Source organism: Roseateles aquatilis (assembly GCF_002205645.1).
Taxonomy (GTDB): domain Bacteria; phylum Pseudomonadota; class Gammaproteobacteria; order Burkholderiales; family Burkholderiaceae_C; genus Roseateles; species Roseateles aquatilis.
In genome coordinates, this window is record NZ_NIOF01000011.1 from 1 (window position 1) to 23,039 (window position 23,039).

At 71.0% G+C, this 23,039-nt stretch carries 17 protein-coding genes; 11 read left to right on the top strand and 6 right to left on the bottom strand.

Features of this window, described 5'->3' with window-relative positions; translation table 11 throughout:
- Positions 1-4,595, bottom strand: a 4,595-nt coding sequence (locus CDN99_RS20175) for a two-partner secretion domain-containing protein (RefSeq protein ID WP_088386704.1), incomplete at its 3' end; no start/stop codon positions are given.
- A 78-nt stretch (positions 4,596-4,673) separates the two neighbouring features.
- Entirely contained in the window at positions 4,674-6,407 is a 1,734-nt protein-coding gene (locus CDN99_RS20180) for a ShlB/FhaC/HecB family hemolysin secretion/activation protein (RefSeq protein WP_202820304.1), read from the bottom strand.
- Between the two features lie 235 nt (positions 6,408-6,642).
- Between CDN99_RS20180 and CDN99_RS20185 the strand changes: the two genes are divergently transcribed.
- The 3 genes from CDN99_RS20185 (at position 6,643) to CDN99_RS20195 (ending at position 12,102) form a co-directional block, all read left to right on the top strand.
- Positions 6,643-7,494: a response regulator transcription factor gene (locus CDN99_RS20185; protein ID WP_158218900.1), complete on the top strand. Its 852-nt coding sequence runs from the start codon at positions 6,643-6,645 to the stop codon at positions 7,492-7,494.
- A 104-nt stretch (positions 7,495-7,598) separates the two neighbouring features.
- Positions 7,599-10,010 (top strand): sensor histidine kinase, encoded by a 2,412-nt coding sequence (locus CDN99_RS20190; protein ID WP_141100889.1) that lies wholly within the window; start codon positions 7,599-7,601, stop codon positions 10,008-10,010.
- A gap of 220 nt (positions 10,011-10,230) precedes the next feature.
- Positions 10,231-12,102, top strand: coding sequence for a phosphoenolpyruvate carboxykinase (GTP) (locus CDN99_RS20195; protein WP_088386707.1), 1,872 nt, complete (start codon positions 10,231-10,233; stop codon positions 12,100-12,102).
- Between the two features lie 237 nt (positions 12,103-12,339).
- Here CDN99_RS20195 and CDN99_RS20200 read toward each other — a convergent pair whose 3' ends face one another.
- On the bottom strand, positions 12,340-12,582 hold the full coding sequence (locus tag CDN99_RS20200; protein WP_088386708.1) for a hypothetical protein: 243 nt from the start codon (positions 12,580-12,582) through the stop codon (positions 12,340-12,342).
- Positions 12,583-12,864: 282 nt separating this feature from the next.
- Between CDN99_RS20200 and CDN99_RS20205 the strand changes: the two genes are divergently transcribed.
- The gene (locus CDN99_RS20205; protein WP_193531738.1) at positions 12,865-13,830 is read left to right on the top strand and encodes a LysR family transcriptional regulator; all 966 of its coding nucleotides are present in this window, start codon (positions 12,865-12,867) and stop codon (positions 13,828-13,830) included.
- Between the two features lie 50 nt (positions 13,831-13,880).
- Positions 13,881-14,699, top strand: a complete 819-nt coding sequence (locus tag CDN99_RS20210) for a UPF0149 family protein (protein ID WP_088386710.1) — start codon at positions 13,881-13,883, stop codon at positions 14,697-14,699.
- A gap of 107 nt (positions 14,700-14,806) precedes the next feature.
- On the opposite strand, the gene CDN99_RS20215 is transcribed toward CDN99_RS20210, so the two are convergent.
- Positions 14,807-15,649, bottom strand: a complete 843-nt coding sequence (locus CDN99_RS20215) for a metallophosphoesterase (protein WP_088386711.1) — start codon at positions 15,647-15,649, stop codon at positions 14,807-14,809.
- Between the two features lie 307 nt (positions 15,650-15,956).
- Here CDN99_RS20215 and CDN99_RS20220 point away from each other — a divergent pair, with 307 nt between their 5' ends.
- Together CDN99_RS20220 and CDN99_RS20225 are read left to right on the top strand one after the other, a co-directional pair.
- Positions 15,957-16,976, top strand: coding sequence for an acyltransferase family protein (locus CDN99_RS20220; protein ID WP_088386712.1), 1,020 nt, complete (start codon positions 15,957-15,959; stop codon positions 16,974-16,976).
- Positions 16,977-17,095: 119 nt separating this feature from the next.
- Positions 17,096-17,518 (top strand): universal stress protein, encoded by a 423-nt coding sequence (locus CDN99_RS20225; RefSeq protein WP_088386713.1) that lies wholly within the window; start codon positions 17,096-17,098, stop codon positions 17,516-17,518.
- A 93-nt stretch (positions 17,519-17,611) separates the two neighbouring features.
- Here CDN99_RS20225 and CDN99_RS20230 read toward each other — a convergent pair whose 3' ends face one another.
- A complete protein-coding gene (locus CDN99_RS20230; protein WP_088386714.1) occupies positions 17,612-17,833 on the bottom strand; it encodes a hypothetical protein in 222 nt (73 codons plus the stop codon).
- 267 nt (positions 17,834-18,100) lie between these two features.
- On the opposite strand from CDN99_RS20230, the gene CDN99_RS20235 reads away from it, so the two are divergent.
- Positions 18,101-18,328 (top strand): hypothetical protein, encoded by a 228-nt coding sequence (locus CDN99_RS20235; protein ID WP_088386715.1) that lies wholly within the window; start codon positions 18,101-18,103, stop codon positions 18,326-18,328.
- Between the two features lie 102 nt (positions 18,329-18,430).
- On the opposite strand, the gene CDN99_RS20240 is transcribed toward CDN99_RS20235, so the two are convergent.
- Positions 18,431-19,369 (bottom strand): LysR family transcriptional regulator ArgP, encoded by a 939-nt coding sequence (locus tag CDN99_RS20240; protein WP_088386716.1) that lies wholly within the window; start codon positions 19,367-19,369, stop codon positions 18,431-18,433.
- 141 nt (positions 19,370-19,510) lie between these two features.
- Between CDN99_RS20240 and CDN99_RS20245 the strand changes: the two genes are divergently transcribed.
- The 3 genes from CDN99_RS20245 (at position 19,511) to CDN99_RS20255 (ending at position 22,991) form a co-directional block, all read left to right on the top strand.
- Positions 19,511-20,131, top strand: coding sequence for a LysE/ArgO family amino acid transporter (locus tag CDN99_RS20245; protein WP_088386717.1), 621 nt, complete (start codon positions 19,511-19,513; stop codon positions 20,129-20,131).
- A 65-nt stretch (positions 20,132-20,196) separates the two neighbouring features.
- Positions 20,197-21,522 (top strand): D-amino acid dehydrogenase, encoded by a 1,326-nt coding sequence (locus CDN99_RS20250; RefSeq protein WP_088386718.1) that lies wholly within the window; start codon positions 20,197-20,199, stop codon positions 21,520-21,522.
- 122 nt (positions 21,523-21,644) lie between these two features.
- Positions 21,645-22,991: an Hsp70 family protein gene (locus CDN99_RS20255; protein WP_088386719.1), complete on the top strand. Its 1,347-nt coding sequence runs from the start codon at positions 21,645-21,647 to the stop codon at positions 22,989-22,991.
- Positions 22,992-23,039: the final 48 nt, after the last annotated feature.

Below are 23,039 nucleotides of genomic sequence, written 5' to 3' on the forward strand. Positions count from 1 at the left end.
AACGCGTCGCCGGCGATGGCGTTGGTCGGACCTTGCGTCGTCACCTGCGCGGTGCGGGTGCCGTCGTAGACCTTGGTGGTCACGCCGACGCCGGCCACGTCGATGACGCGCTGCGTGATCGTGGCCGTGAGGCCGCCGCTGCCGCTGGTGTCCAGCACGTAGTTGCCCGCGTCGGCGCCGGTCAGGGCCAGGCCCGACACGTTCACCGCCTTGCCCACGCCCGCGTTCTTGTCGACGAAGCTGACCGAGCCGCCGAGCAACGCGTCGTCGCCCAGCACCAGGCCCGACACGCCGCCGGCGGAGACCTGCGCCGTGGTGGTGCCGTCATAGACCTTGTCCTGCACCGCGCCGTTGGCCACGGTCACCGTCTTGGGCGTGACCTGGCCGATCGCGGCGCCGACGCTGGTCGAGGCCAGCTTGTAGCCGTAGACGGCGGTGGCGCCGTTGGACCCGTCGGTGACGACCAGGCCGTCGACGGTGACCGTCTTGCCGTTGCCGACGTTCTTCGTGTCGTAATGGGCCGAGCCGCCGCTGCCGATGCCCACGTTCACCACGTCGCCGTCGATCGCGCCGCTGGCGGTCAACTGGCCGCCGGAGACGTTGGCGGTCGTGTCGCCGTCATAGACCTTGGACACGCTGCCGCCCAGGGACACCGTCAGCGTCGGCGCGACCGTGTACAGGAAGCCGTTGCCGGTGCCCAGCACGGTGCTGGCGGTGGTGGCGTCGTACTGCTTGAAGTCGGCCGTCAGGCCGCCACGCGTGTCGTTCAGCGGCGAGGTGGAGTACACCAGCCAGTTGCCGGCGCCCGTCTGCAGAGCGTTCGCACCCGCCGTGTTGACGAAGTTGCGACCGGCGGCCAGCACCAGCGGCGTCGCGGCGTTCGCCGCGTTGTCCGCCACGACGGCCTGCTGCAGCGTCAGGTCGGCCGTTGCGCCGCGCGCGGTGATCTGCGCGGTGCGCGCCGCATGCACGCCGTTCAGGCCGTCGGCGGTGCCCACGGCCAGCGAGCCGCCGTTGACCAGCGTCAGCGAGCCGACATCGGCCGCCACGGTGCCCACCTGGTGGACCGTGCCGCTGAGGTCGGCGTCGCCGGCGCCGCGCAGCGCCAGCGAGCCGGCGGTGATCTTGCCGGTGCTGGTGATACCCACGCCGCCGCGGTCGTCCAGCGAGACGTTGCGCGCCGCGTTGATCGCCTGGGCGACCTGCACGCCGCCATGCTGCGTGCGCACCAGCACGCCGCCGGTGTTGACGGTCACGGTGTCGCGCTGCTCCCAGGTGTCGGCGAGCAGCTCCAGGCGGCCACCCAGCGTCAGCGCCAGGACGTTCGTGATCAGTTGGCGATCCGAGGCGTCCACGCGCAGCGTGTTGATGCCGTTGAAGGCGGCCATCGTGTTCTGCGTCAGCGCCGAGCCCACGCCGCCGACGTTGGACGTCGAGGCCGAGTCGTTGAAGTCGAACACCGTCGTCGCCAGCGCGCCGTTGCTCACGACCAGGTTGGCGGTGCTGGCCCACGACGGCGCCTGCAGCGTCAGCGTCGACGCGCCGCCGTTGAAGTTCACGCGGCCGTCCAGCGTCAGCACGCCGGGGCCTGCGTCCACGGTGGCCGTCGCGCCGTTGCTCAGGTTCAGGCCGTTGATGCCGTCCACCGTGCCGATGGTGTAGCCCGACGCGCTCGACGGACGGATGACGGTGTTGCCGCCGCCCACGCTCAACGCCAGCTTGCTGAAGTCGAAGGTGTCGTCGGTCAGCGTCGCGCCCTGGCCGGCGGTCACGGCCACGTTGGCCGCGGAGACGCCTCCGCTCACGCCCAGGACCTGCCCGCCGCTCTTGAGGCTGACGGTCGAGGCATTGGTGCTGATGTCGCTGTCGAAGACCAGGTTGCCGCCGTCGGCGCGGCCGATCTCCAGCGTCGCCGCGTTGACCTGGCCGATCGACGCGTTGCTCAGGCCGCCGCCCAGGTGCAGCTCGTTGGCCGCCGTCATCTGGCGGATCGTGACCTTGCCGGCGCCGCCGTTGGCCGTGACCGCCTTGGACAGGTTGACGTTGTCGCCGGTCAGGATGATGTTGCCGGTGGTGTTGGTCAGCGTGCCGGCGGTGATGTCGATGTTGCGGTCGACCATCTCGAAGCTGCCCGACGCGTTGAAGCTGAAGTTGCTCGGCACGCTGATCGTGCCGGTGCCGTCGGCGCGGCCGATCGTCAGGTTCTTGATGCCGGGCAGCTTGGCCAGCGTCGCCGCCGACGCGAAGCCGTTGGCGTCGCCCAGCACCATGTTGGTCGCGGGATCGGCGGGCTCCAGGCGCAGCGAGGCGGTGCTCAGGTTCTGCAGCGTGGCGCTGCCCCAGTCCACCTTGTCGGCGCGCAGCGTGAGCACGCCGGTGCCGGTGTCCATGGTGACGTTGACCGCGCCGAAGCGGATGGTGCCGTCGGTGAAGATGCTGGCGCCGCCCTTCATCGTGAAGGCGGTGTTGATGTCGATGTTGCCGGTGGCGTTGATCTGGCCGGCCAGGGTCTTGGGACCGATGGGGCCCGTGCCGCCGGGGTAGGTGCCGGTCTCCTGGTCGAAGAACAGCCGGCCGGCGCCCACGTTGATGGCGCCGTTCATCGTGATGCCGCCGGTGCCGGACGCCAGGTAGACGTTGCCGCCGTTGGACGTGATGGGCGCGTTCAGCGTGAAGGAGCCGCCGGTGCCGGAGTCCGCGTCCGCCCACAGCCGCACGTAGCCGCCCTGGGTGGCCACGCTGCCGCCGATGGTGATGCCGTTGGCGCCGAAGACGGTGATGGTGCCGCGCTGCACCGCGCCCGGCGTGGCGGTGGTGAGGTCGTAGGTGGGCAGGGCGCCGGACGGGTTGCTGCCCGTGCCGGTGGCCACCAGGTGGGGCACGTTGATGACGGAGGCGGACCCCCCGTTGATGGTGTCCGACGTGCCGGAGCTCCAGTTGGAGGCGATCAGCAGGATGCCGGCATTGCCGTTGACGCGGATGGTGTCGTCCTTCTGCTCGAAGCGGATCACGCCGATCTTGTCGCGCGGGTCCGAGCCGCGCTGGCCGCCGCGGCCGGCCACCACGGTGAGGCTGACGCCGTCCTGCAGGTCCAGGATGCCGTCGGTGCTGCCGGTGGCCTTCAGGTCCTTGAAGGTGACGTTGGTGGTGGCCTCCAGGATGATGTTGGCCAGCTGGGCTTCCAGGTCCTTCTCATAGACCGTCGAGCCGTTGATGGCGCCGGTGCCGGAGCCGCCGCCGCGGACTTCCAGCGTGGCGGGGTCCAGCAGCAGGTCGCCGGTGTTGCCCTTGGCCGCGCGGCCGTCGGCCACGCCGCTGTAGTTCAGTTGCTCCTTGCCCGAGACCTCCATGCGGCCGCCGTTGCCGCCCTGGGCCCCTCCGCGCGCCTCGACGCGGCCGGCGAACTGGGTGTGGCCGTCCGACCAGGCCACCACCTCGCCGCCGTTGCCGTCGATCGTGGCGTTGGCGCTCAGCCGCGAGGACGCGTCGACGCTGACGCTCTTCGCGTTGACGAGGCTGGCGTCGTTGCCCTGCCAGCCGCCGCCGACGTGGACCTGGCCGCCGCCGGTGGTGCCGCTGGCGTCCAGCGTCGCGCCGCGCAGCGCGATGTCGCCGCCGGTGACGCGGATGTCGCCGCCCTGGCCCTGCGCGGATGTGGCGTCCAGCCGGCCGGTGACGTTCACCTGGCCTTGCTCGCCGCCGTCCAGGACGATGCGGCCGCCTTGCGCGGACAGGCCCTTGGCCTCGATCACGCCGTCCATGTTGATGACGCTGGCGCGCAGCGCGCTGGCGCTGGGGGCGCTCAACACGACCTTGCCGCCTTGCACCAGGCCTTGCTGGGAGAGCTCGGCATCGAGCGCCGCCTGGTCGACCTGGACCTGCAGCAGGCCGTCGCCGGCGAAGTCCAGCGCGACCGACTGGCCCGCCGCCATCGCGACCTGGCCGGCGCTGATGGTGCCGGTGTTGACGACGGAGGCGCCCAGCAGCGCGACCACGCCGTCGGCGTGGATGCTGCCGTCATTGCGGACTTGCGCGGTGCTGGTGCCGGCGAAGCGCGCGCGGCCGGCCAGGAAGTCGGCGTCGCTGACGTTGAGCGTGCTGGCCACCAGGCCGCCGACGTTGACCGTGGCGCCCTTGCCGAAGACCACGCCGCTGTTGTTGACCAGCCAGACCTGGCCGTTGGCGGACAGGTCGCCGAAGATCTGGCTGGCCGCGCCGCCGGTGACGCGGTTCAGCGCGATGGCATCGGCGCCGGACTGGTTGAAGCGCACCGAGGCGCCGCTGCCGATGTCGAAGGTGTTCCAGTTGACGATCAGCTTGTTGGTGGCCTGGTCGATGCGCAGCTGCGAGCCTTGCTGCGACATCGAAGCCTGGCCGGCGGTCACCTGGGCGCCGGTGGGCAGGGCGCCGGGGTCCAGCGCGAAGGCCGGGCCGGCCAGCGCCGCCGCGGCGGCGCCGACGATGGCGGCCGCCATCGCGCGGCGGACGGTGCCGCCGGTGCGCTTGCCGCGGCCGCGGGCGAATTCAGGCACCGCCACGAAGGCGCCGCAGAGCTCGTTCCAGACGAGTCGATAGCTGTGGTTCAACGATCCCATGATGTGTTCTCTTTGCTTGTGCTTGGTCGGTGGGACCGGGCTCGGCGCCACGCGCCGCGCATCCGGTCGCGGCGGCGATCAATAGTGGAAGGAGGCCTGCAGCCAGAAGCGCTGGCGGTCGGCGCGGCCGTCGGCGTCACGGCCCGCCGCGCTGCGGCCGGCGTTGTGGCCGACCGCGTGGGCCCAGCTGGCGCGCACGGCCCAGCGCTCGCCGGCCAGGTTGGCGCCGACGCCGGCGCCGCCCAGCGCGTACGAGTTGGGCTGGCCGCCCAGCGCGCCCGCCCACAGGCGCTCGTGCTGCTCGACGCGGCCGTAGTCGACGAAGCCGATCAGCTGCGCGGCGATGCCGCTGCCGATGCGCAGCTCGCGGCGCAGTTCGGCGGTGCCGACCCAGCCGTTGTCGCCGCTGGCCTCGCCGACCGGATAGGCACGCACGCCCGACGGACCGCCGAGCAAGAACTTCTCCGACGAATCGAGGTTGCGCGCGCTCAACTGACCGTAGGCGCCGACGTACACGCCCCAGCCCGGCAGGGCCTGCGCGGTCTGCAGGCGCGAGACGCGCCAGGTGGCCTTGTCGTAGCTGCCGGCGGTGCGGGCGGTCACGGCGTCGGCGAACTGGTCGGCGGCGTTGCGCAGCGTGACGGTGCCGGTGGTGACGCCCAGGCCGAAATCGTTCTGCGCGCCGCCCAGCAGGCCGTCCCACGCGTTGCCGTAGACATTGACCGAGAGCCGGTTGAGGCGGCGGTCGCGCAGCGTCTGGCCCAGCGCGTCGTCGACCAGCGTGCGCTGCTCGGCGTCGGCGGAGACCCACAGGTTGCGCTCGCGGCCGCGCAGCAGCGGATAGCTCAGGCCGGCGGACACGGTGCGGGCGGTGCCGCGCAGGTCCAGCGGCTTGAGGTCCTCGCCGACGCGGTAGTCCATCCAGGTCGTCGCGAGCTGCGCGCGCAGGCCCGACGGGTGCACCGAGAAGCCGTAGGCCAGGGCGGCCTGGCGGCTGCCGTCGGTGCGCGACACGGTGGCCTGCAGCAGGTCCTCGCGGTTGAGCGGGCGGTACAGCGTGGCGGCGGCGCTGGCGCGCCACTGTCCGGTGTAGCGGTTGTTGAAGTCGTCGACCGAGGCGTCCAGCGCCCAGGCGCGGCCGGTCTCGGTGCGCACGGCCAGGCGGCTGGTGCCGGGCTCGTCGCCGCGTTCCAGCGTCGCGCGGGCCTGCACGCCGGGCACGTCGTTGATCAGCAGCAGCGCGCGTTCCAGTTGCTCGTAGCGCACGGGACCCTGTGCCAGCGCGCTGTCGGCGATGGCGCCCAGGCGCGGCGCGAGCCTGTCGTCGGCGCCCATCACCTGCACGCGGTTCGCGCCGGACTGCAGGCGGCCGGACAGCACGGCGATCTCCAGCTCGCCCTGGGTCAGGTCTTGCCGGGGCAGGTAGGCGCGGGCCAGCACGAAGCCGCGCTTCTGCAGCGCCGCGGTGACGCGGGCCGCGAGCGATTGCAGCTGGCTGTGGGACAACTGCCGGCCCTTGGCGTCGGCCACCAGGGCCTGCAGCTCGGTTTCGGGCAGCAGGTCGTCCGCGCCGGTGAAGCGGATGCGGTCGATGCGGGCGCGCAGGCCGGCCTGGCCGTCGTCGCCCAGCGGGGCGTTCACGGTGGGCGCCGCCGGCGTGTCGCCGCGTTGCGTGGCAGGGTTGAGGCGGCGTTGCTCGTTGAGCAGCTGCCCCGCGTCCGGTGCCGCCGCCCAGGCGAGGTTCACCGACAGGCTCATCAGACTCAGACTCAGACCCAGGCCGGCCGCGCCGAGCCGCGTGCTGTACTTCATTCCCAATCTCCGGTTGTGTGTAGCAAGGGCGCGGTTATCCCGTGAGCGGACGGTCCGGAGTTCTGGCAAATCGCCGCCGGTGTTTGACGATTCGTTAACGGCCCCGGACGGCGCGGCCGAGTTGATGTTTTCCGGTACTTTTCCTCCCCCTCGGATGGGCGGTTTGAGCGCAACGCGCCCAATCGTCCGGCCTGCGCGGACGGTGTACGGAGGCCCCGCGCGGACAATGCCGCGCATGTCCCGTCCCGCGCTCGCCCCAGCGAATCACCGCCCTCTGCTGCTGCTGGTGGACGACCAGCCCGAGGACCTGCGCTGGCTGACCGCGCTGCTGCATCCGCACTACCGCCTGGCCTTCGCCGAGAGCGGCCGCGTGGCGTTGCAGAAGGCGCAAGGCCTGACCCCGGACCTGGCCTTGCTGGACGTGGGCCTGCCGGACATGGACGGCTTCGCGCTGTGCCGGCTGCTCAAGGGCGACCCGGCGACACGCGGCATGCCGCTGCTGTTCCTGAGCGCCCACAACGACGTCGGCAGCCGCATCGAGGGGCTGTCCCACGGCGCCGTCGACTTCATCAGCAAGCCCTTCCACCCCGAGGAGGTGCTCGCGCGCGTGCGAGTGCACCTGCGGCTGGCGTCGCCGCGCGCGGAGGCCGTGGCCGAAGCCGTCGTCCAGTCCGGCGCGGAAGAGGCCGGCACGCCGGACCAGCGGCTGCTGGCCGCCGCGCGCCAGTACATCGCCGAGCACCTGGGCGAGGCGCTGACGGTCAACCAGATCGGCCGCCAGGTGGGGTTGACCGGGCGCCGGCTGCTGGCGCTGTTCCGCGAGGAGCTGGGCCAGACGGTGTCCGGCTACATCAGCGACGAGCGCGTGCGCACCGGCCAGCGCCTGCTGGCCGACACCGACATGAGCGTGCAGGACGTGGCGTTTCACGCCGGGTACTCCAACGCCGGCAACTTCGCGACCGCGTTCCGCGAGCGTCACGGGCTCAGCCCGCAGGCGTATCGCGTGGCGTTGCGGGCGCGGGAGCGCGCCGACGGGGCGCCGGGCGTGGATCAGGGGCCGGGCGGCCCCGAGGGCGAAGCGTCCTGATGCGGCCCTGGGGCCGACGGGCCGGAGATCGGGCCAACGAGCGGGCTGGTGGATGGACCGGAGCACGGGCCGGGGGTTGGCTCCGGGCGCTGGCGGCGGCACTGGTGCTGGCCTTGATGGCGGCGGTCGCGCCGGTGGCCGCGCAAGTGCCGGCCGCGCCGTCGGACGCGCCGGTGGCCGCGCAAGTGCCGGCCGCGCCGTCGGACGCGCCGCGGCCGGTGATCGCGTTGCACGGCGCCGAGACCGGCCGGCTCTCGCTGGTCGACCAGGGCCAGTTGTGGATCGAGCGCGCGGAGAAGCCGCCGCGCGACGGTCCCGCCCGTTGGCGGCCGGTCGATCGCGCGGCGCTGACGCCGGGCTACACCCGCGATACCTACTGGCTGCGCTGGATCCTGCGCCAGGACGGCGCGACGCCGATGCGCTACGTGCTGATGGTCGACCCGGCGCGGATCGAATCGATCGCGCTGTTCCGGCGCCGGCTGCTGCCGGACGGCAACGCGACGCCGTGGACGATGGCGCGCGCCGGCACCGATCTGCCCTTCGCCGCGCGCCAGGTGCCGCTGCGCGAAAGCGCCTTCCCGGTGCGGCTCGAACCCGGCGAGGTGTGGGAGCTGCAACTGCGCGTGGCCAGTCGCAGCTCGTTGGCGATCGAGCCGTCGTTGTGGACGGAGGAGGCCCTGGTCGGCGAGCAGCAATGGCGCGTGTGGCGCGACGGCATGCTGTCCGCGGTGGGGCTGACGCTGGCGGTCCTGGCGGCGGGGCTGGGCGTGGCCCTGCGTGATCGCGGCTACGGCTGGATCGCGGCCTTCCTGTCGAGCGCGATGCTTTACGAGATGGCGATGCGCGGCACCGCCTTCGCGCGCTTCTGGCCGAACGCGACCGACTGGGCGCAACGGGCGCTGGGCACGACGGGCGCGTTGACCACGGTGTTCCAGCTGCTGGCGCTGGCGACGGTGCTGCGCCTGCGCGTGACGCAACCGCGCCTGAACCGGGTGCTGATGGTCGTGGTGGGCCTGAGCTTCGCGGCGGTGGCGGCCTGCATCTGGGCCGACTACCAGATCGGCACCCGCCTGGCGGGGCCGACCAACCTGGGGCTGAGCCTGATCGGCCTGATCGCGAGCGTGCGCGCGGTGCGTCGCGGCGACCCCGTCGGCGGCGTGTGGCTGTGCGCGATCGTGGGCGTGATGCTGGGCATGGCGCCGCGTTACTTCAGCCTGATGGGCGTGCTGCCGTATGCGGACTGGGTGGAGCTGGCCCCGTCGGCGGTGGGCACGGCGGGCGCGGCGGCCGTGTTGGTGGCGATGCTGTTGCTGCTGCAGCGCGAGCGCGTGCAACGCGCCCAGGCCCTGGAGGCGGCGGTGCTGGAGCGCACCGCGGAGCTGGCGCGCGCCAGCGCGCATGCCCAGGCCAGCGACGCGGCCAAGGGCCGGCTGCTGGGGCATCTGGGCCACGACCTGCGGGCGCCGCTGGCGTCGATGGTGCAGCTCACGCGGCGCCTCGCGCCGGGCGCGGAGTTCGAGTCCACGCGTCAGGCGCTGGAGCACGGCGGCGTGATGCTGCTGGACACGATCGACGAGCTGCAGCGCTTCGCGCGCCAGCCCGACGCGGAGGCCGACCTGGAGGTGCTGGCCGCGCCGGTCTACCTTTACGGGCTGCTCAACGAGCTGGCCTTGCAGTCGCAGGCGCTGATGCTGGCGAGCACCAACCGGCTGGTGGTGACGGTGGAGCCGACGCTGCCGCCCGTCGTCGAGCTGGATGCGCGCCGGCTGCGGCAGGTGCTGCTGAACCTGCTGTCCAACGCGGCGAAGTACAGCCGTCCCGGCGAGATCCTGCTGACCGCGCGCGCGATCGAAGGCCGCCTGGTGCTGTCGGTCATCGACCAGGGGCCGGGCATGGCGCCGGAGGAGCTGGCGCGGGTCTTCGACCCCTTCATGCGCGGCGAGGCAGGGCGCGGCGTGCCCGGCCTGGGCCTGGGGCTGGCGATCGCGCGGCAGACGGTCCGGGCGATGGGCGGCGAGCTGGGCGCGTACAGCGTGCACGGCGTGGGCAGCCGTTTCACCGCGGAGCTGCCGCTGGTCGCGGCGGACGAGGGGCAGGTGCAATGGCCGGCGCTGCTGCCGCAACCCGGGCTGGAATCGATCGGCGAGGGCTGGGCGGCGGTGGTGTGGGACCGCTGCGACACGGTGCGCGAGGCGCTGCTGGAGCGGTTGTTGCAGTGCGGTTTCGAGGCCGGCGCGGTGGAGCGGATCGAGGATCTGCCGCGGGCGTTGGACGACGCGGCCGCGACCGGCGCGGGGCTGCTGCTGGTGGCGTCACCGGAGTCGCTGCCATCGATCGACGACTGGCGGCGCTGGCGCGCGCGCTGGCCGGGGATGCGGACGCTGCTGTGCGCCGCGACGTCGAATCGCGAATGGCCGTCGGAGCCCGGGCTGGCGATGCTGCCCAAGCCGGCACCGCAGGAGCTGTGGGTGCCGGCGCTGAGGATGTTGTGCCTGGGGGTGGATGCGGGGTCGTGAGGCCTCGCGCTCCCTGCATCAACCCATTCCAGAAACGCATAACCCCCTGACCTTGGCGAGTTACGGGGTGATTACATCGAGAGCACAATGGAGACGGGCACCTGCCATGGCACGCGGCATTGGGTCAGCTTCGGGGTCTCTCCTCTGTGGAATGGAGGCGGGGACACCGGGTCGGAGCTGACCCAATTCCGCTTTTCATATCCTTAGATTGGGAACCGCCATGAACCAGCCCGTAATGGAAGGCTTGCGCCTGAACGTGCCTGCCTACGTCAAGAACCAGCGCCTGGTCGCCTGGGTCGCCGAGATCGCCGCGCTCACCGAAGCGCGCGACGTGTACTGGTGCGACGGCAGCCAGGCCGAGTACGACCGGCTCTGCCAGCAGCTCGTCGACGCCGGCACCTTCAAGAAGCTGAACCCGGCGCTGCGCCCCGGCAGCTACCTGGCCTGCAGCGATCCCAGCGACGTCGCCCGCGTCGAGGACCGCACCTTCATCTGCACGAAGGACAAGGCCGACGCCGGCCCGACCAACAACTGGATGAACCCCGCCGAGATGCGCGCCCTGCTGCAGACCGGCGACAAGGCGCTGTTCAAGGGCGCGATGCGCGGCCGCACGCTGTACGTGGTGCCGTTCTCGATGGGGCCGATCGGCTCCCCGATCGCCCACATCGGTGTCGAGCTGTCCGACAGCCCGTATGTCGCCGTGAACATGCGCATCATGACCCGCATGGGTCGCGCGGTCCTGGACGTGCTGGGCGACGACGGCGAGTTCGTGCCCTGCGTCCACACCGTCGGCGCGCCGCTGGCGGCGGGCCAGGCCGACGTCAAGTGGCCTTGCAATTCGACGAAGTACATCGTCCATTACCCCGAGACCCGCGAGATCTGGTCCTACGGCTCCGGCTACGGCGGCAACGCGCTGCTGGGCAAGAAGTGCTTCGCGCTGCGCATCGCCTCGACCATGGGGCGTGACCAGGGTTGGCTGGCCGAACACATGCTGGTGCTGGGCGTCACCTCGCCGGAAGGCAAGAAGCATCACGTCGCCGCCGCCTTCCCGAGCGCCTGCGGCAAGACCAACTTCGCGATGCTGATCCCGCCGGCCGGCTTCGAGGGCTGGAAGGTCACCACCATCGGCGACGACATCGCCTGGATCAAGCCCGGCAAGGACGGCCGCCTGTACGCGATCAACCCGGAAGCCGGTTACTTCGGCGTCGCCCCGGGCACGAACGCGCAGACCAACCCGAACTGCATGGCCAGCCTGAACAAGGACGTCATCTTCACCAACGTCGCGCTGACCGACGATGGCGACGTCTGGTGGGAAGGCATGACCGACACCCCGCCGGCCCACCTGATCGACTGGCAGGGCAAGGACTGGACGCCCGCGATCGCCAAGGAAACCGGTGCCAAGGCCGCCCATCCGAACGCCCGCTTCACCGTCGCCGCGACCAACAACCCCGCGCTGGACGTCGACTGGGACAACCCCGCCGGCGTGGCCATCGACGCCTTCATCTTCGGCGGCCGTCGCTCGACGACCGTGCCGCTGGTGACCGAGGCGCGCGATTGGGTGGAGGGCGTCTACATGGCCGCCACGATGGGCTCCGAGACCACCGCCGCGGCCGCCGGCCAGCAGGGCGTGGTGCGCCGCGACCCGTTCGCGATGCTGCCCTTCATGGGCTACAACATGGCGGACTACTTCCAGCACTGGCTGGCCCTTGGCGCCAAGCTGCAAGGCGCTGGCGCGACGCTGCCCAAGATCTTCTGCGTCAACTGGTTCCGCAAGGGCGCCGACGGCAAGTTCGTCTGGCCCGGCTACGGCGAGAACATGCGCGTGCTCAAGTGGATGCTGGAGCGCGTCGAGGGCCAGGGGCAGGGCGTTGAACATGCCTTCGGCACCAGCCCGCGCTACGAGGACCTGAACTGGCAGGGTCTGGCCTTCACGCCGGAGCAGTACAAGACCGTCACCCACATCTCCAACGAGGACTGGGCGACGGAGCTGAAACTGCACGACGAGCTGTTCATCCAGCTGGCCCACAACCTGCCCGCCGAGTTGCCCGCCACCAAGGCGAAGATCGAAGGCCGGCTGGCGAGCCAGGCCTGATCGGCGCCGCCGACCGGGTGCCCGCCTCGCGCGGGACCTCGGTCGACGAGGCCGCCGGCGACGGACCGCCCAGGTCCCGTCGGCACAAGAGACAAAGCCCGCTCGAAGCGGGCTTTTGTTTTGGTGACGGCCGATTGATGACGATCTGGTGCGGCTTCTTTTGAAAGCCTGCGCTCACCTTCGCGGAACCGGGGTCACCTCGTCGAGCCGTTGGGGCGCTCGACGGATCGGCGGCTTTCAGCCGTTGCGGCGGGCGTTCGCGGCGCGGAGCTCGGCGGCGAAGGAGGGCATGCTCTCTTCGTACTGGGCGGCCAGGGCCAGCAGCTCGCGTTCGGCGCGGGCCATCTTGGCGGCTTCCAGGCGAGCCTTCACGTTGTGGATCGTGCGGGCCCAGACGCGGGCGCCGATGGTGGCGAACGTGCCGCCACGACGCACCGTGCGGCTCAGGGGAAGACCGAAGGTTTGGGTAGCGACGCTCATGGCGATTTCCTTTGTTTGGCTTGTTGCGGCGGCTCTGTAGAACCGACGGAACGAAGTTTAGGGTTAACCCTAGACATGCCGCCAATGAAAAGAAGGAATCAGATGTATAAGCAACGTGCATAACATGGGGCGCTGTGCGGCAGGTTCGTGATGGCGGTCACGGTTCGACCGCCCGAAGGCCCGAAATGGCGCAAGAAGTGGCTCGAAAGAGCCCGCCTGAAGGCGCCCGGATGCCCGAATCCAGCCCGAAAACCGCGTGTTCGCCGTGAAAAAGTGCCAGCCATGAGCTTCCGCAACCTCGATCTGAACCTGCTGAAGGTGTTCGACGCCGTGATGGCCGAGCGCAACCTGACCCGCGCCGCAGAGCGTCTGTCCATGACGCAGCCGGCGGTCAGCCATGCGCTGAAGCGGCTGCGGGAGGCGCTCGGTGAGGATCTGTTCGTCAGGCAGGCCTTCGGGATGCGGCCCACGTCGCGGGCCGAGGGGCTGTGGCCGGAGGTCCGCTCGTCGCTGACGCGCCTGCGCGTGGCGCTGGACCCGGGCGACTACCAGCCGACGTCCGAGGAATACACCTTCCGCCTGGCGATGGCCGACGCCACCGCGGCGCTGATCCTGCCGCCGCTGATGCAGCAGCTGGAGCGCATGCGGGCGCTGGCCAACGTCCACGTCCTGCCGCTGACGACGCGGGATCCCCGCGGCCTGCTGGAGCAGGGCGAGGCCGATTTCGCGCTGGGCTACTTCCCGACGGCCGTCGCGGCGCTGAAGGGGCAGGGGGAGATGGCGGCGATCCGGCAGCAGCGGCTGTACGACTCGTACTACGTCTGCGTGATGCGCCGCGGCCACCCGCTGGCGCACCAGGAGCTGACGCTCGACGCCTTCTGCCAGGCCCATCACCTGCTGGTGAGCTTCTCGGGCCGGCCCTACGGCTTTGTCGACGAGGCGCTGGCGGCGCTCAAGCGCAGCCGCCGGATCGCGCTGACGGTCAACCAGTTCTTCACCGCCGGCCGCGTCGTCGCGCACAGCGATCTGCTGACGGTGTTGCCGCAGTCCTTCATCACCGCGACCGGCTATCAGGAGTCCCTGATCTACCGCCCGCTGCCGATGCAGTTGTCTCCGGTGCATGTGGACGTGCTCTGGCACTTGCGCAACGAGGACCGCAGCGCACAGCGCTGGATGCGCGAGCGCCTGATCGAGGCCGGCGCAGCGCCTCACGCCAGCCCTCCCGCGCCGTCGTCCCCCGCGGCCTGAGCCGCCCGAGGCATGGGCGGTGCCGGCGCGAGCGGCGACAATCGCGCCCCATGAGCATTGCCCACGACCTTTCCGATGCCGAGTTCGACGAACTCGACGACCTTCTCGCCGCAACCCCCGCGCCGCTGGAGCCGCTGGACGCCTCCATGCTGGACGGCTACCTCGCCGGCGTGCTGGTGCAGCCGCGCCTGATCCCGATCGAGGAGTGGTTGCCGCCGGTCTTCGATTACGACGGCCGCCCGTTGCCCGACGACGTCGATCCGGCCTGGCTGGCGCGGATCCGCTCGCTGGCGGAGCGTCGCCACGCCTCGCTGAACCAGAGCATGCTGGAGCAGGGCTGGTTCTATCCGGTCGTGCTGGACCTGGACGCCGACGCCGACGCCGACGCGGACGATGACACCGACGGCGCCGAGCCGGCCGCGCAAGCCGATGCGGCGCCCCAGGCGGCCGACGCCCCGGCCGCGGAGGCTGCCGATGGCGATGCCGTCGAGCTGCCCGACGATCCGATCACCCGCGCGCTGCTGCCGTGGGTGGGCGGCTTCGAGTACGCCGCGGTGACCTTCCCCGACCTGCACGAGCAGGCCGATGACGAGATCAACACGCTGCTGGCCCGCCTGTATCGCCATCTGCCGGCCGAGACGCCGGAAGAGCGTGAGATCGTCGAGACGCTGAATCGCGAGCACCCGCTCAAGAACATCGACGAGGCGATCGAGGACCTGATCCTCACCGTGGTCGACCTCCAGGCCGCGACCGAGGCGGAGCGCTTCCACGTCGAGCAGGTGCGGCGCGACACGCCCAAGCTGGGCCGCAACGATCCGTGCCATTGCGGCTCGGGCAAGAAGTTCAAGAACTGCCACGGCGCCGCCTGAGCTCGCGTCGTCAGCAATGAGAAGGCCGGCGCGCTGGAAGGCGTGCCGGCCTTTTTCATGGAGCGCCTCGTCATGGGCAGCGCCACGGCGCAGCCATGGCGGCGGCGTCAGACCTCGATGATCAGGTCCGGCCGGAAGTCGGCCTGCTCGCCCTTGTGGGCGTAGCCCAGCGGGTTGGAGACGACGCGGCAGCGATGCGGGACATCGCCGTGCGGGCCGGTGGCGGACTCGACGACGTAATCGTTCATGCAGTGCAGGTGGCCGTGCAGCCAGAAGTCGGCGAAGGGCAGCAGCTCGTCGAGCGAATTGCAGAAGCCCGCCGTGCCCGGCGTCAGCCCGTAGCGTGGATCGGCGCTGCGCAGGCTGGGCGCGTAATGGGTGACGACGACCGTCCTGCCGTCGAAGGGCTGGGCCAGGGCCTCGCGCAGCCAGGCCTGGCAATCGAGCGCCAGGTCGCGTTGCCGCTCGGCGAGCATGTGCTGTCCGTCGATCAGCGTCGAATACCGGCGCAGATAGAAGTTGGCGGCGCGGAAGGCCTTCTCACGGGCGGCGAGCTGTTTGGTCGGCGTCGCCTCGCCGGCCGCGAGGCCGTCGAAGTCGCTCCACAACGTCGTGCCGAGGAAACGCACGTCGCCGATGACGATCTGCGCCCGGTCCAGCCATTCGATGCCGAGCTCCTCGCAGGTGGCGCGCAGCCGGCCGTGGGCGATGTCGTACTCGATGCCGTCGTACTCGTGATTGCCCGGGACGTAGAGCACGCGCGGCCAGGGCGCGCCGTCGCGCCTGGGCGAGAAGCGGCCCAGGCCGAAGTCGTCCGTCACCAGACGCGAGCCCGCCTGGTACGAGCCGACGTCGCCCGCCAGCACCAGCAAGTCGGCGCCGGGCACGGCGATGGTCTGGAGATCGGTCTGGCGCTCCAGATGGAGATCGGAAAGCAGTTGCAGGCGCACGGAAGCAGAAGTGGGAGCAGGGATGCGCCCGATATGTATCACGCCCGTCGGACGCCGCCGCGGAGTTGATGCGCCCATGTCCGTTCGGCACCGCACAGGCGCAACGTGCGGAGCCGCACAGATGCTTCGTGCGGCGCCGCACGGCCATGACGGTGTACGTGCGCAGACCGCCTGCCGCGTCGCGCGAGACGGTCGTCCCCCTCGGACCCGCGCCTAAGCTGGATCGCTCGCTCTCGGCGAATGGCCGGCCCATGCCATCGGCTCGCGCCATCGTCCGCCGTGACCCACCACGACCAGGGAGAAGCCGTTGTCCAGTGGTCTGTCCATCAACACCTTGCGCGGCCTGGCCTGTCTGCTGCTCGTCGGCTACCACGTGATCGGCGACGACAGCGAGGCGGGCCTGAGACTCGAGCCGGAACATCTGGCCAGTCAGGCGAATCAATGCCTGTCGCTGATTCGAATGCCGCTGTTCTCGTTCCTGTCCGGCATGGTCTACGCGCTGCGGCCCGCGACCGGCCCGCTGACGCCCTTCGCGGTCGGCAAGACGCGGCGCCTGCTGGCGCCGATGCTGATCGTGGGCACCGCCTTCGCGCTGCTGCAGACCGTCACCTCCGGAACCAACGGCGGCGACTACGACTGGGCGACGCTGCACATCGTGCCGGTCGCGCATTACTGGTTCCTGGAGGCGCTGTTCCTCATCTTCCTGGCCACCGCGCTGCTGGAGCGCGGCGGTTGGCTCGCCACGCCGCGCGCCTTCCTCGCCGTCGGCGTGGCCGCCGCGTTGCTGCATGTCTGGGCGCCGCTGCCGATGTACCTCGGACTGGCGGGCGCGACCTTCCTGTGGCCCTTCTTCCTGATGGGCGTCGCCGCGCGACGTTTCCCGGCGCCGATGTCCAGCAACTGGATGCTCGGCGTGATCACCATCCTGCCCGTGGGCATCCTGTCGGCCTGGGCCGCCACCGCCATGCCGCCGGCCGACGCACCCGGCGCCGATCGGCTCCTGGTCGGCCTGTGCGCCTGCCTGCTGTTGTCGCGTCTGCGGCTGGAGTCTCGCGGGCTGGCGTGGATCGGCGCCTGGTCCTTCGGCATCTACCTGTTCCATCCCGTGTTCACGGCGGCGGCCCGCATGGGGCTGAAGGCCGCCGGACTCGACGACGTCACCACGCTGTTCGTCGCGGGCATGGCGGCGGGGCTGTCGGGGTCCATCGCGCTGACCGCCTCGCTGCGTCGGTTGCCCCTCGGGCACTGGGCCCTGGGCGAGCGGGCGCGAACATCCAGGACCGCCTCGGGCCGGGCCGGCGACCCGGCGCGCTCCGGCCCTGCCTGAGCCCGATTCCTCCCGGGATCAACGCCGTTGAGCCTGCGACGCCGGCGCGGCTTTCCGGGCGGCGTGGCTGTGCCAAACTGATCGAGGCCGGTCGTCGGCCGTCAGAGGAGGAGAACCCGATGAAGATTCTGGTCGCCGTCGATGGCAGCACCTATTCCAAGCGGATGCTGGCTTATCTCTCCGCGCATGACGAATGGCTGGGCGGGGCGCACGATTACACGGTGGTGCACGTCGTGCCGGGCGTGCCGCCGCGCGCGGCCGCGGTCATCGACAAGGCCGTGCTGGCCGAGTACTACCAGGACGAGGCCGAGAAGGTGCTCAAGTCGATCCGCACGTTCATGGACAAGCGCGGCATCAAGGCGCAGTACCTCGTCAAGACCGGCCACGCGTCCGAGGCGATCACCGCCGTCGCCACCAAGGGGCGTTTCGACCTGCTCATGATGGGCTCGCACGGCCACACCGCGCTGGGCAAGCTGGTGTTGGGATCGGTCGCCACGAAGGTCATGGCCAACTGCGACGTGCCGGTGCTGCTGATCCGTTGAGTGCTTGAGGAAACGCATCGCCCGGCGTGCATGGCAGGCCGGGCGGAAGAAGTCAAGGGCGGGTTCGGGCGTCGGGCGCCCGATCTGGCGCGTTCAACTGCGCCGAGAGCTCATCCAGGACAGCGGCGATTCGATCGCCGCCTGCGCGGTCGATTCGGACTCCAGCCCGTAATCGCTGCGGCGGAAGTCCTCGTACTCACTGGCGTCGCCGAAGCTCGCCTCCATGCCGAAGGCGGTGCCCATGTCGGCGGGCTCCGGCTCGTGGGCGCCGGGACTGTTGCGACGGAAGATGCGCAGGGCTGAGGCGAATCGCATGGGGGACCTCGTCGAAAGCACGGGGTTTGTCTGACACGGCACCGATGCTGCGCCGCGTGCTGTGCCACAGTTTGCGCCATCCTGTCTTCAGGCAAATCCCCAGATCGCGGGTAGGTGGAAATCGCGTTCACAAATCCACACAGATTGAGGTAGGCCCGCCACAGTTTCGGCGGAATAACCACGTCTCCCACTTAGGTAGGATCCCCCCCTTGATGAGGGGTGACTATCCTCACGCCCTCAGCAAATCGCCAAAAGAAGTACGTTTTCATGTCCCCGCTGCTTCACAAGTCCACCACCTGGGCCATCGTCGGTGCCGTCGTCCTGGCGGCTGCCTGGTTGGCCAGCAATGTGCAAGACAAGCACGACCGCGGCAGCTTCCGCCTGCGCATGGCGCAGCAGAGCGCCGCTCCGGCCTCCGGCTCCGACGTCATGACGCCGGTGCATCTGACGCCTCAGGCGCAGGCCAAGGTCCAGCTGGCGTCCGCCAAGCGCTGACACCCCATTCCCCCTCTCCGAAAGCCGGCCCGCGTGCCGGCTTCGTTCTTTTCGGCGTGTTCCGGCGTCGTTTGGCATCCCCCCGCGACGGCATCGGCCGCTTCAGCCGCGCAGCGCCTCCCGCGCGCCGAGCGCGAGCGCCTCGCCGATCTGATCGAGCAGCGCGGGCGGCGCCCCGCTGTCCGGCGTCACCGCCGACTCGCCGCCCAGCTTCCACTGGTGCCAGTAGAGGGCGACCTCCACCTGCACCTCCGGCCGCAGCACCACCAGATCGCCGGCGGCCACCAGCGGCCGCACCTGCAGTTCCGGCGCCACGCCGATGCCCCAGCCCATCCGGACCGCGTTCACGTAGGCCTCGCTGGACGGCACGTAACGCGCGTTCAGCCGCGCCGAGCGCAGTCCCATCGCCTGCCTGATCCACTGCTGCTGCGTGTCGTCCTTGCGGTTGAAGACCAGGAACGGCACCTGCGCGAAGTTGGCCGCGCCCAGGCCCTTCGGCAGCGCGCGCGCGGCGAAGGCCGGGCTGGCCACGGCGATGTAGCGCATCACCCCGAGCGGCTGCGCGATGCAGCCGCGCAGCGCCTGCGGCACCGTCGTCACGCAGCCCAGCACCTCGCCCTGGCGCAGCCAGTCGTGGGTGAAGTCCTGGTCGTCGACGACCAGCTCCAGCCCGAAGCCTTCCCGCAGCCCGCGCTGCACCAGCGGGTCCAGCGCCGGCAGCACCCAGGTCGCCAGGCTGTCCGCGTTGACGGCGATCGGCAGCCGCTCCACGTTGGCGGCCTGCACGCCCAGCTCCCGCACCACGTCCGACCGCAGCGCGGCGAGCTGCCGCGCATAACGCAGCAGCCGCTTGCCCGGCTCCGTCAGCCGCAGCGGGCGGGAGCGCACCACCAGCAGCTGCCCCACCTGCGCCTCCAGGCTGCGCAGCCGTTGCGACACGGCGCTCTGCGTCACGGCGAGCGTCTCGGCGGCGCGCTCGAAGCTGCGCTCGTCGGCCAGCGCGGCAAGGCAGTCGAGCCCGGCGGCGTCCAGGTCTTTCATAAGCGTTCCTAATGTCCCTGCTGAGATATTAATCCCGCTTCATGGAATGTCGGGCCCTCATGACAATCCGCCGGTTTCCCGCGCCGTTGCGGCGCGGGTGGGATGTCCTCGCCCTGCCGGGTCCGCCGGCTCCCCATCGCCATGAGCACCCCCAGCACCGCCCTGATGCAAGGCTGGCTCACCGGAGCCGGCTTGATCGTCGCCATCGGCGCGCAGAACGCGCTGGTGCTGCGGCAGGGCCTGATGCGCCAGCACGTGGCGCCGGTGGTGGCGGTGTGCGCGCTGTCGGACATGCTGCTGATCTGGCTGGGCGTCTTCGGCCTGGGCCGCTTGATCGCCGCCAGCCCGCTGTTGATGGAGGTGTTCCGCTGGGGCGGCGCGGCCTTCCTGCTGGCCTATGCCGTCAAGGCGGGGCTGCGCGCGTTGTCGCCCAAGGCCGGCCTGCAGGCGCAGGCGGGCACCGCCTCGCTGGGCGCGGTGATGGGCAGCACGCTGGCGATGACCTACCTCAATCCCCATGTCTATCTGGACACGGTCGTGCTGCTGGGCACCGTCGGCGCGCAGCAGCCGGCCGGGCTGCAGTTGCCGTTCGCGATCGGCGCGTCGGTGTCGTCGTGGATGTGGTTCTCGCTGCTGGGTTTCGGCGCGGCGGCGGTGGCCGGCCCGTTGCGCCGCCCGGCGGTCTGGCGCAGCATCGACGCCTTGATCGCCCTCGTCATGGTCGTGCTGGGGCTGCAGCTGATCCTGCGGCCCCTGGCCTGACGGCGAGCCGCCATGGCCAGCCCCCACGACCTGCCGCAGAACCACAAGTTCTCTAGGAGCTCCTCATGAAAGTCATCGTCCTGGGCGCCGGCATCATCGGCATCCACACCGCCTGGTACCTGCTGGACCAGGGCCATGACGTCGTCGTCGTGGACCGCCAGCCCGACGCGGCGCTGGAGACCAGCTTCGCCAACGGCGCGCAGATCTCGGTCTGCTTCTGCGAGCCCTGGGCCAACGCCGGCGCGCCGTTCAAGGTCGCGAAATGGCTGCTGCGCGACGACGCGCCGCTGCTGTTCCGCCCGCGGCTGGATCCGGCGCAGTGGCGCTGGGGCCTGTCCTTCCTGGGCCAGTGCACGACCGCCGCGTTCGAGCGCAACGTCGAGCAGCTGGTGCGCCTGGGCCGCTACAGCCACGAGTCGCTGCGCGCGCTCGTCGATGAGACCGGCATCGAATACAACCGCGTGGAGCGCGGCATCCTGCATTTCTTCGGCAGCGAGGCCGACTTCGAGGCCGGCGCGCAGGGCGCCGAGATCATGCGCCGCCATGGCGTCGACCGCCGCATCCTGAGCCGCGACGAAGTGCTGGCGGTCGAGCCCGCGCTGCGCTCCGCCGGCCATGCGGTCTTCGGCGGCACCTACACGCCGAGCGACGAGTCCGGCGACGCGCGCGTCTTCACGCAGGCGCTGGCCCGCCTGGCGGCCAGGCGCGGCGCGCAGTTCCTCTGGAACCACGACATCGCCACGCTGCAGCCGCAAGGCGGCGCGCAGGGCACCGAGATCGGCGGCGTGCAGATCAAATCCCGCGAGACCGGGCAGACGCAGTGGCTCAAGGGCGACGCCTACGTGGTCGCGCTGGCCTCGTACGCGCCGGGCCTGACCAAGCCGCTGGGCGAGCACCTCAACATCTATCCGGCCAAGGGCTACTCGGCCACGCTGCGGCTGAAGAAGCCGGAGCAGGCCAGCACCGTCAGCCTGCTGGACGACGCGCGCAAGATCGCGATCTCGCGCCTGGGCGACTTCGTCCGCATCGCCGGCACGGCCGAGCTGGCGGGCCTGGACACCAGCCTGGACAGCCCCACCTCCAAGGTGCGATGCGAATCGCTGGTGCGTCGCTACGAGGAGCTCTTCCCCGGCGTGGCCGACCTGTCGGAGCCGAATTTCTGGACCGGCCTGCGCCCGAGCACGCCGACCAACGTGCCCTACATCGGCCGCAGCCAGAAGGCATCCAACCTGTGGATCAACGCTGGCCACGGCACGCTGGGCTGGACCCACGGCGCCGGCTCCGGCCGCGCGCTGGCGGAGCTGATGAGCGGCAAGCGCCCCGACCTGGACCTCGCCTTCTACGGCGACGCGCTGCCGGCCCAGGCGGTGAAGCACCTGCAGACGGCCTGATCCGCCGGCCTGGTCCGCCGGGGCGGCCTCACCGGGTCATCCCCGCGAAAAAGGGGCGCGGCTAGAATCCGCGCCCCTCTTCATTTCCTGGCTGGCGTCCGCGCACCGGGCCCGCACGCACCATGGCATCGGCCTCCTCCGCCTCTTCCCCTTCCGACCCGTCGCGCGATTTCTGCGCGATCGACTTCGGCACCTCCAACTCGGCGGTGGCCGTTCCCGACCTGCGTCCGGACGCGGCGCGCGCCGGCGCGATGCGCCTGGTGCCGCTGGAAGGCGACCACCCGACGATGCCCACGGCCATCTTCTACTTCGCCGAAGGCCGCCATGACGCCGACGGCCCGCCGCGCGCCTTCGGGCGCGCCGCGCTGGCCGCCTATGTCGAGGGTGTCGATGGGCGGCTGATGCGCTCGATGAAGAGCATCCTCGGCTCCAGCCTGATCGACCAGGTGACCGATGTCGGCGGCGGCCGCGGCGTGAAGTACGCCGACATGCTGGCCGGCTACCTGAAGCGGCTGCGCCGCCAGGCCGCGCTGGGCGGCGCGGAGCCGCGCCGCGTCGTGCTGGGCCGGCCGGTCTACTTCGTCGACGGCGAGCCGGAGCGCGACGCCGCGGCGCAGGCCTCGCTGGCGGCGGCCGCGCGGACCGTGGGTTTCGAGGACGTGCACTTCCAGTTCGAGCCGATCGCCGCGGCCTTCGACTTCGAGCAGCAGGCCGATCGCGAGCAGGTCGTGCTGGTGGCCGACATCGGCGGCGGCACGTCCGACTTCTCGCTGGTGCGCGTCGGGCCGGAGCGCGCGCGGCGCCTGGACCGTCGCGACGACATCCTGGCCAGCCACGGCGTGCACATCGCCGGTACCGACTTCGACCGCCACATCGAGCTGACCGGCATCCTGCGCGAATTCGGCTATCGCGCCGCCGGCCCCGCGCGTCCGGGCCAGCCGCCGCGCGAGGTGCCCAGCGGCGTCTACTTCGACCTCGCCACCTGGCACCTGATCAACACCTGCTACAGCCCGCAGCGCGTCATGGAGCTGCGCAACATGAAGAGCTTCTATGGCGATCCGCGCCATCACCAGCGGCTCATGACGGTGCTGGAGGAGCGCCTCGGCCATGAGCTGGCCAACCGCGCCGAGGACGCCAAGATCGAGGTCTCGGGCGGCGGCGGCTGCCGCATCGACCTGGGCCTGATCGAATCCGGCCTGGCGGTCGACCTGTCCGAGGACGCCGCCGTCGGCGCGCTCGCCGGCGACATCGAGCGCATCGCGCAGGCCGGCCGCGAGACGGTCGCGCAGGCGGGGCTGAAGCCGGCGGACGTGGACGCGCTGTATTTCACCGGCGGCTCGACCGGCCTGCGCCTGCTGGCCGACCGCATCGCCGCCGACTACCCGGCGGCGCGCCAGGTGCGCGGGGACCGCTTCGCGTCCGTCGCGACCGGTTTGGGGCTGCACGCGGCGCGACTGTTCGCATCGTGATTCAACCTCGGGATGACCCCGAGGGCCGAGGTGGGACGACGGGGAAGG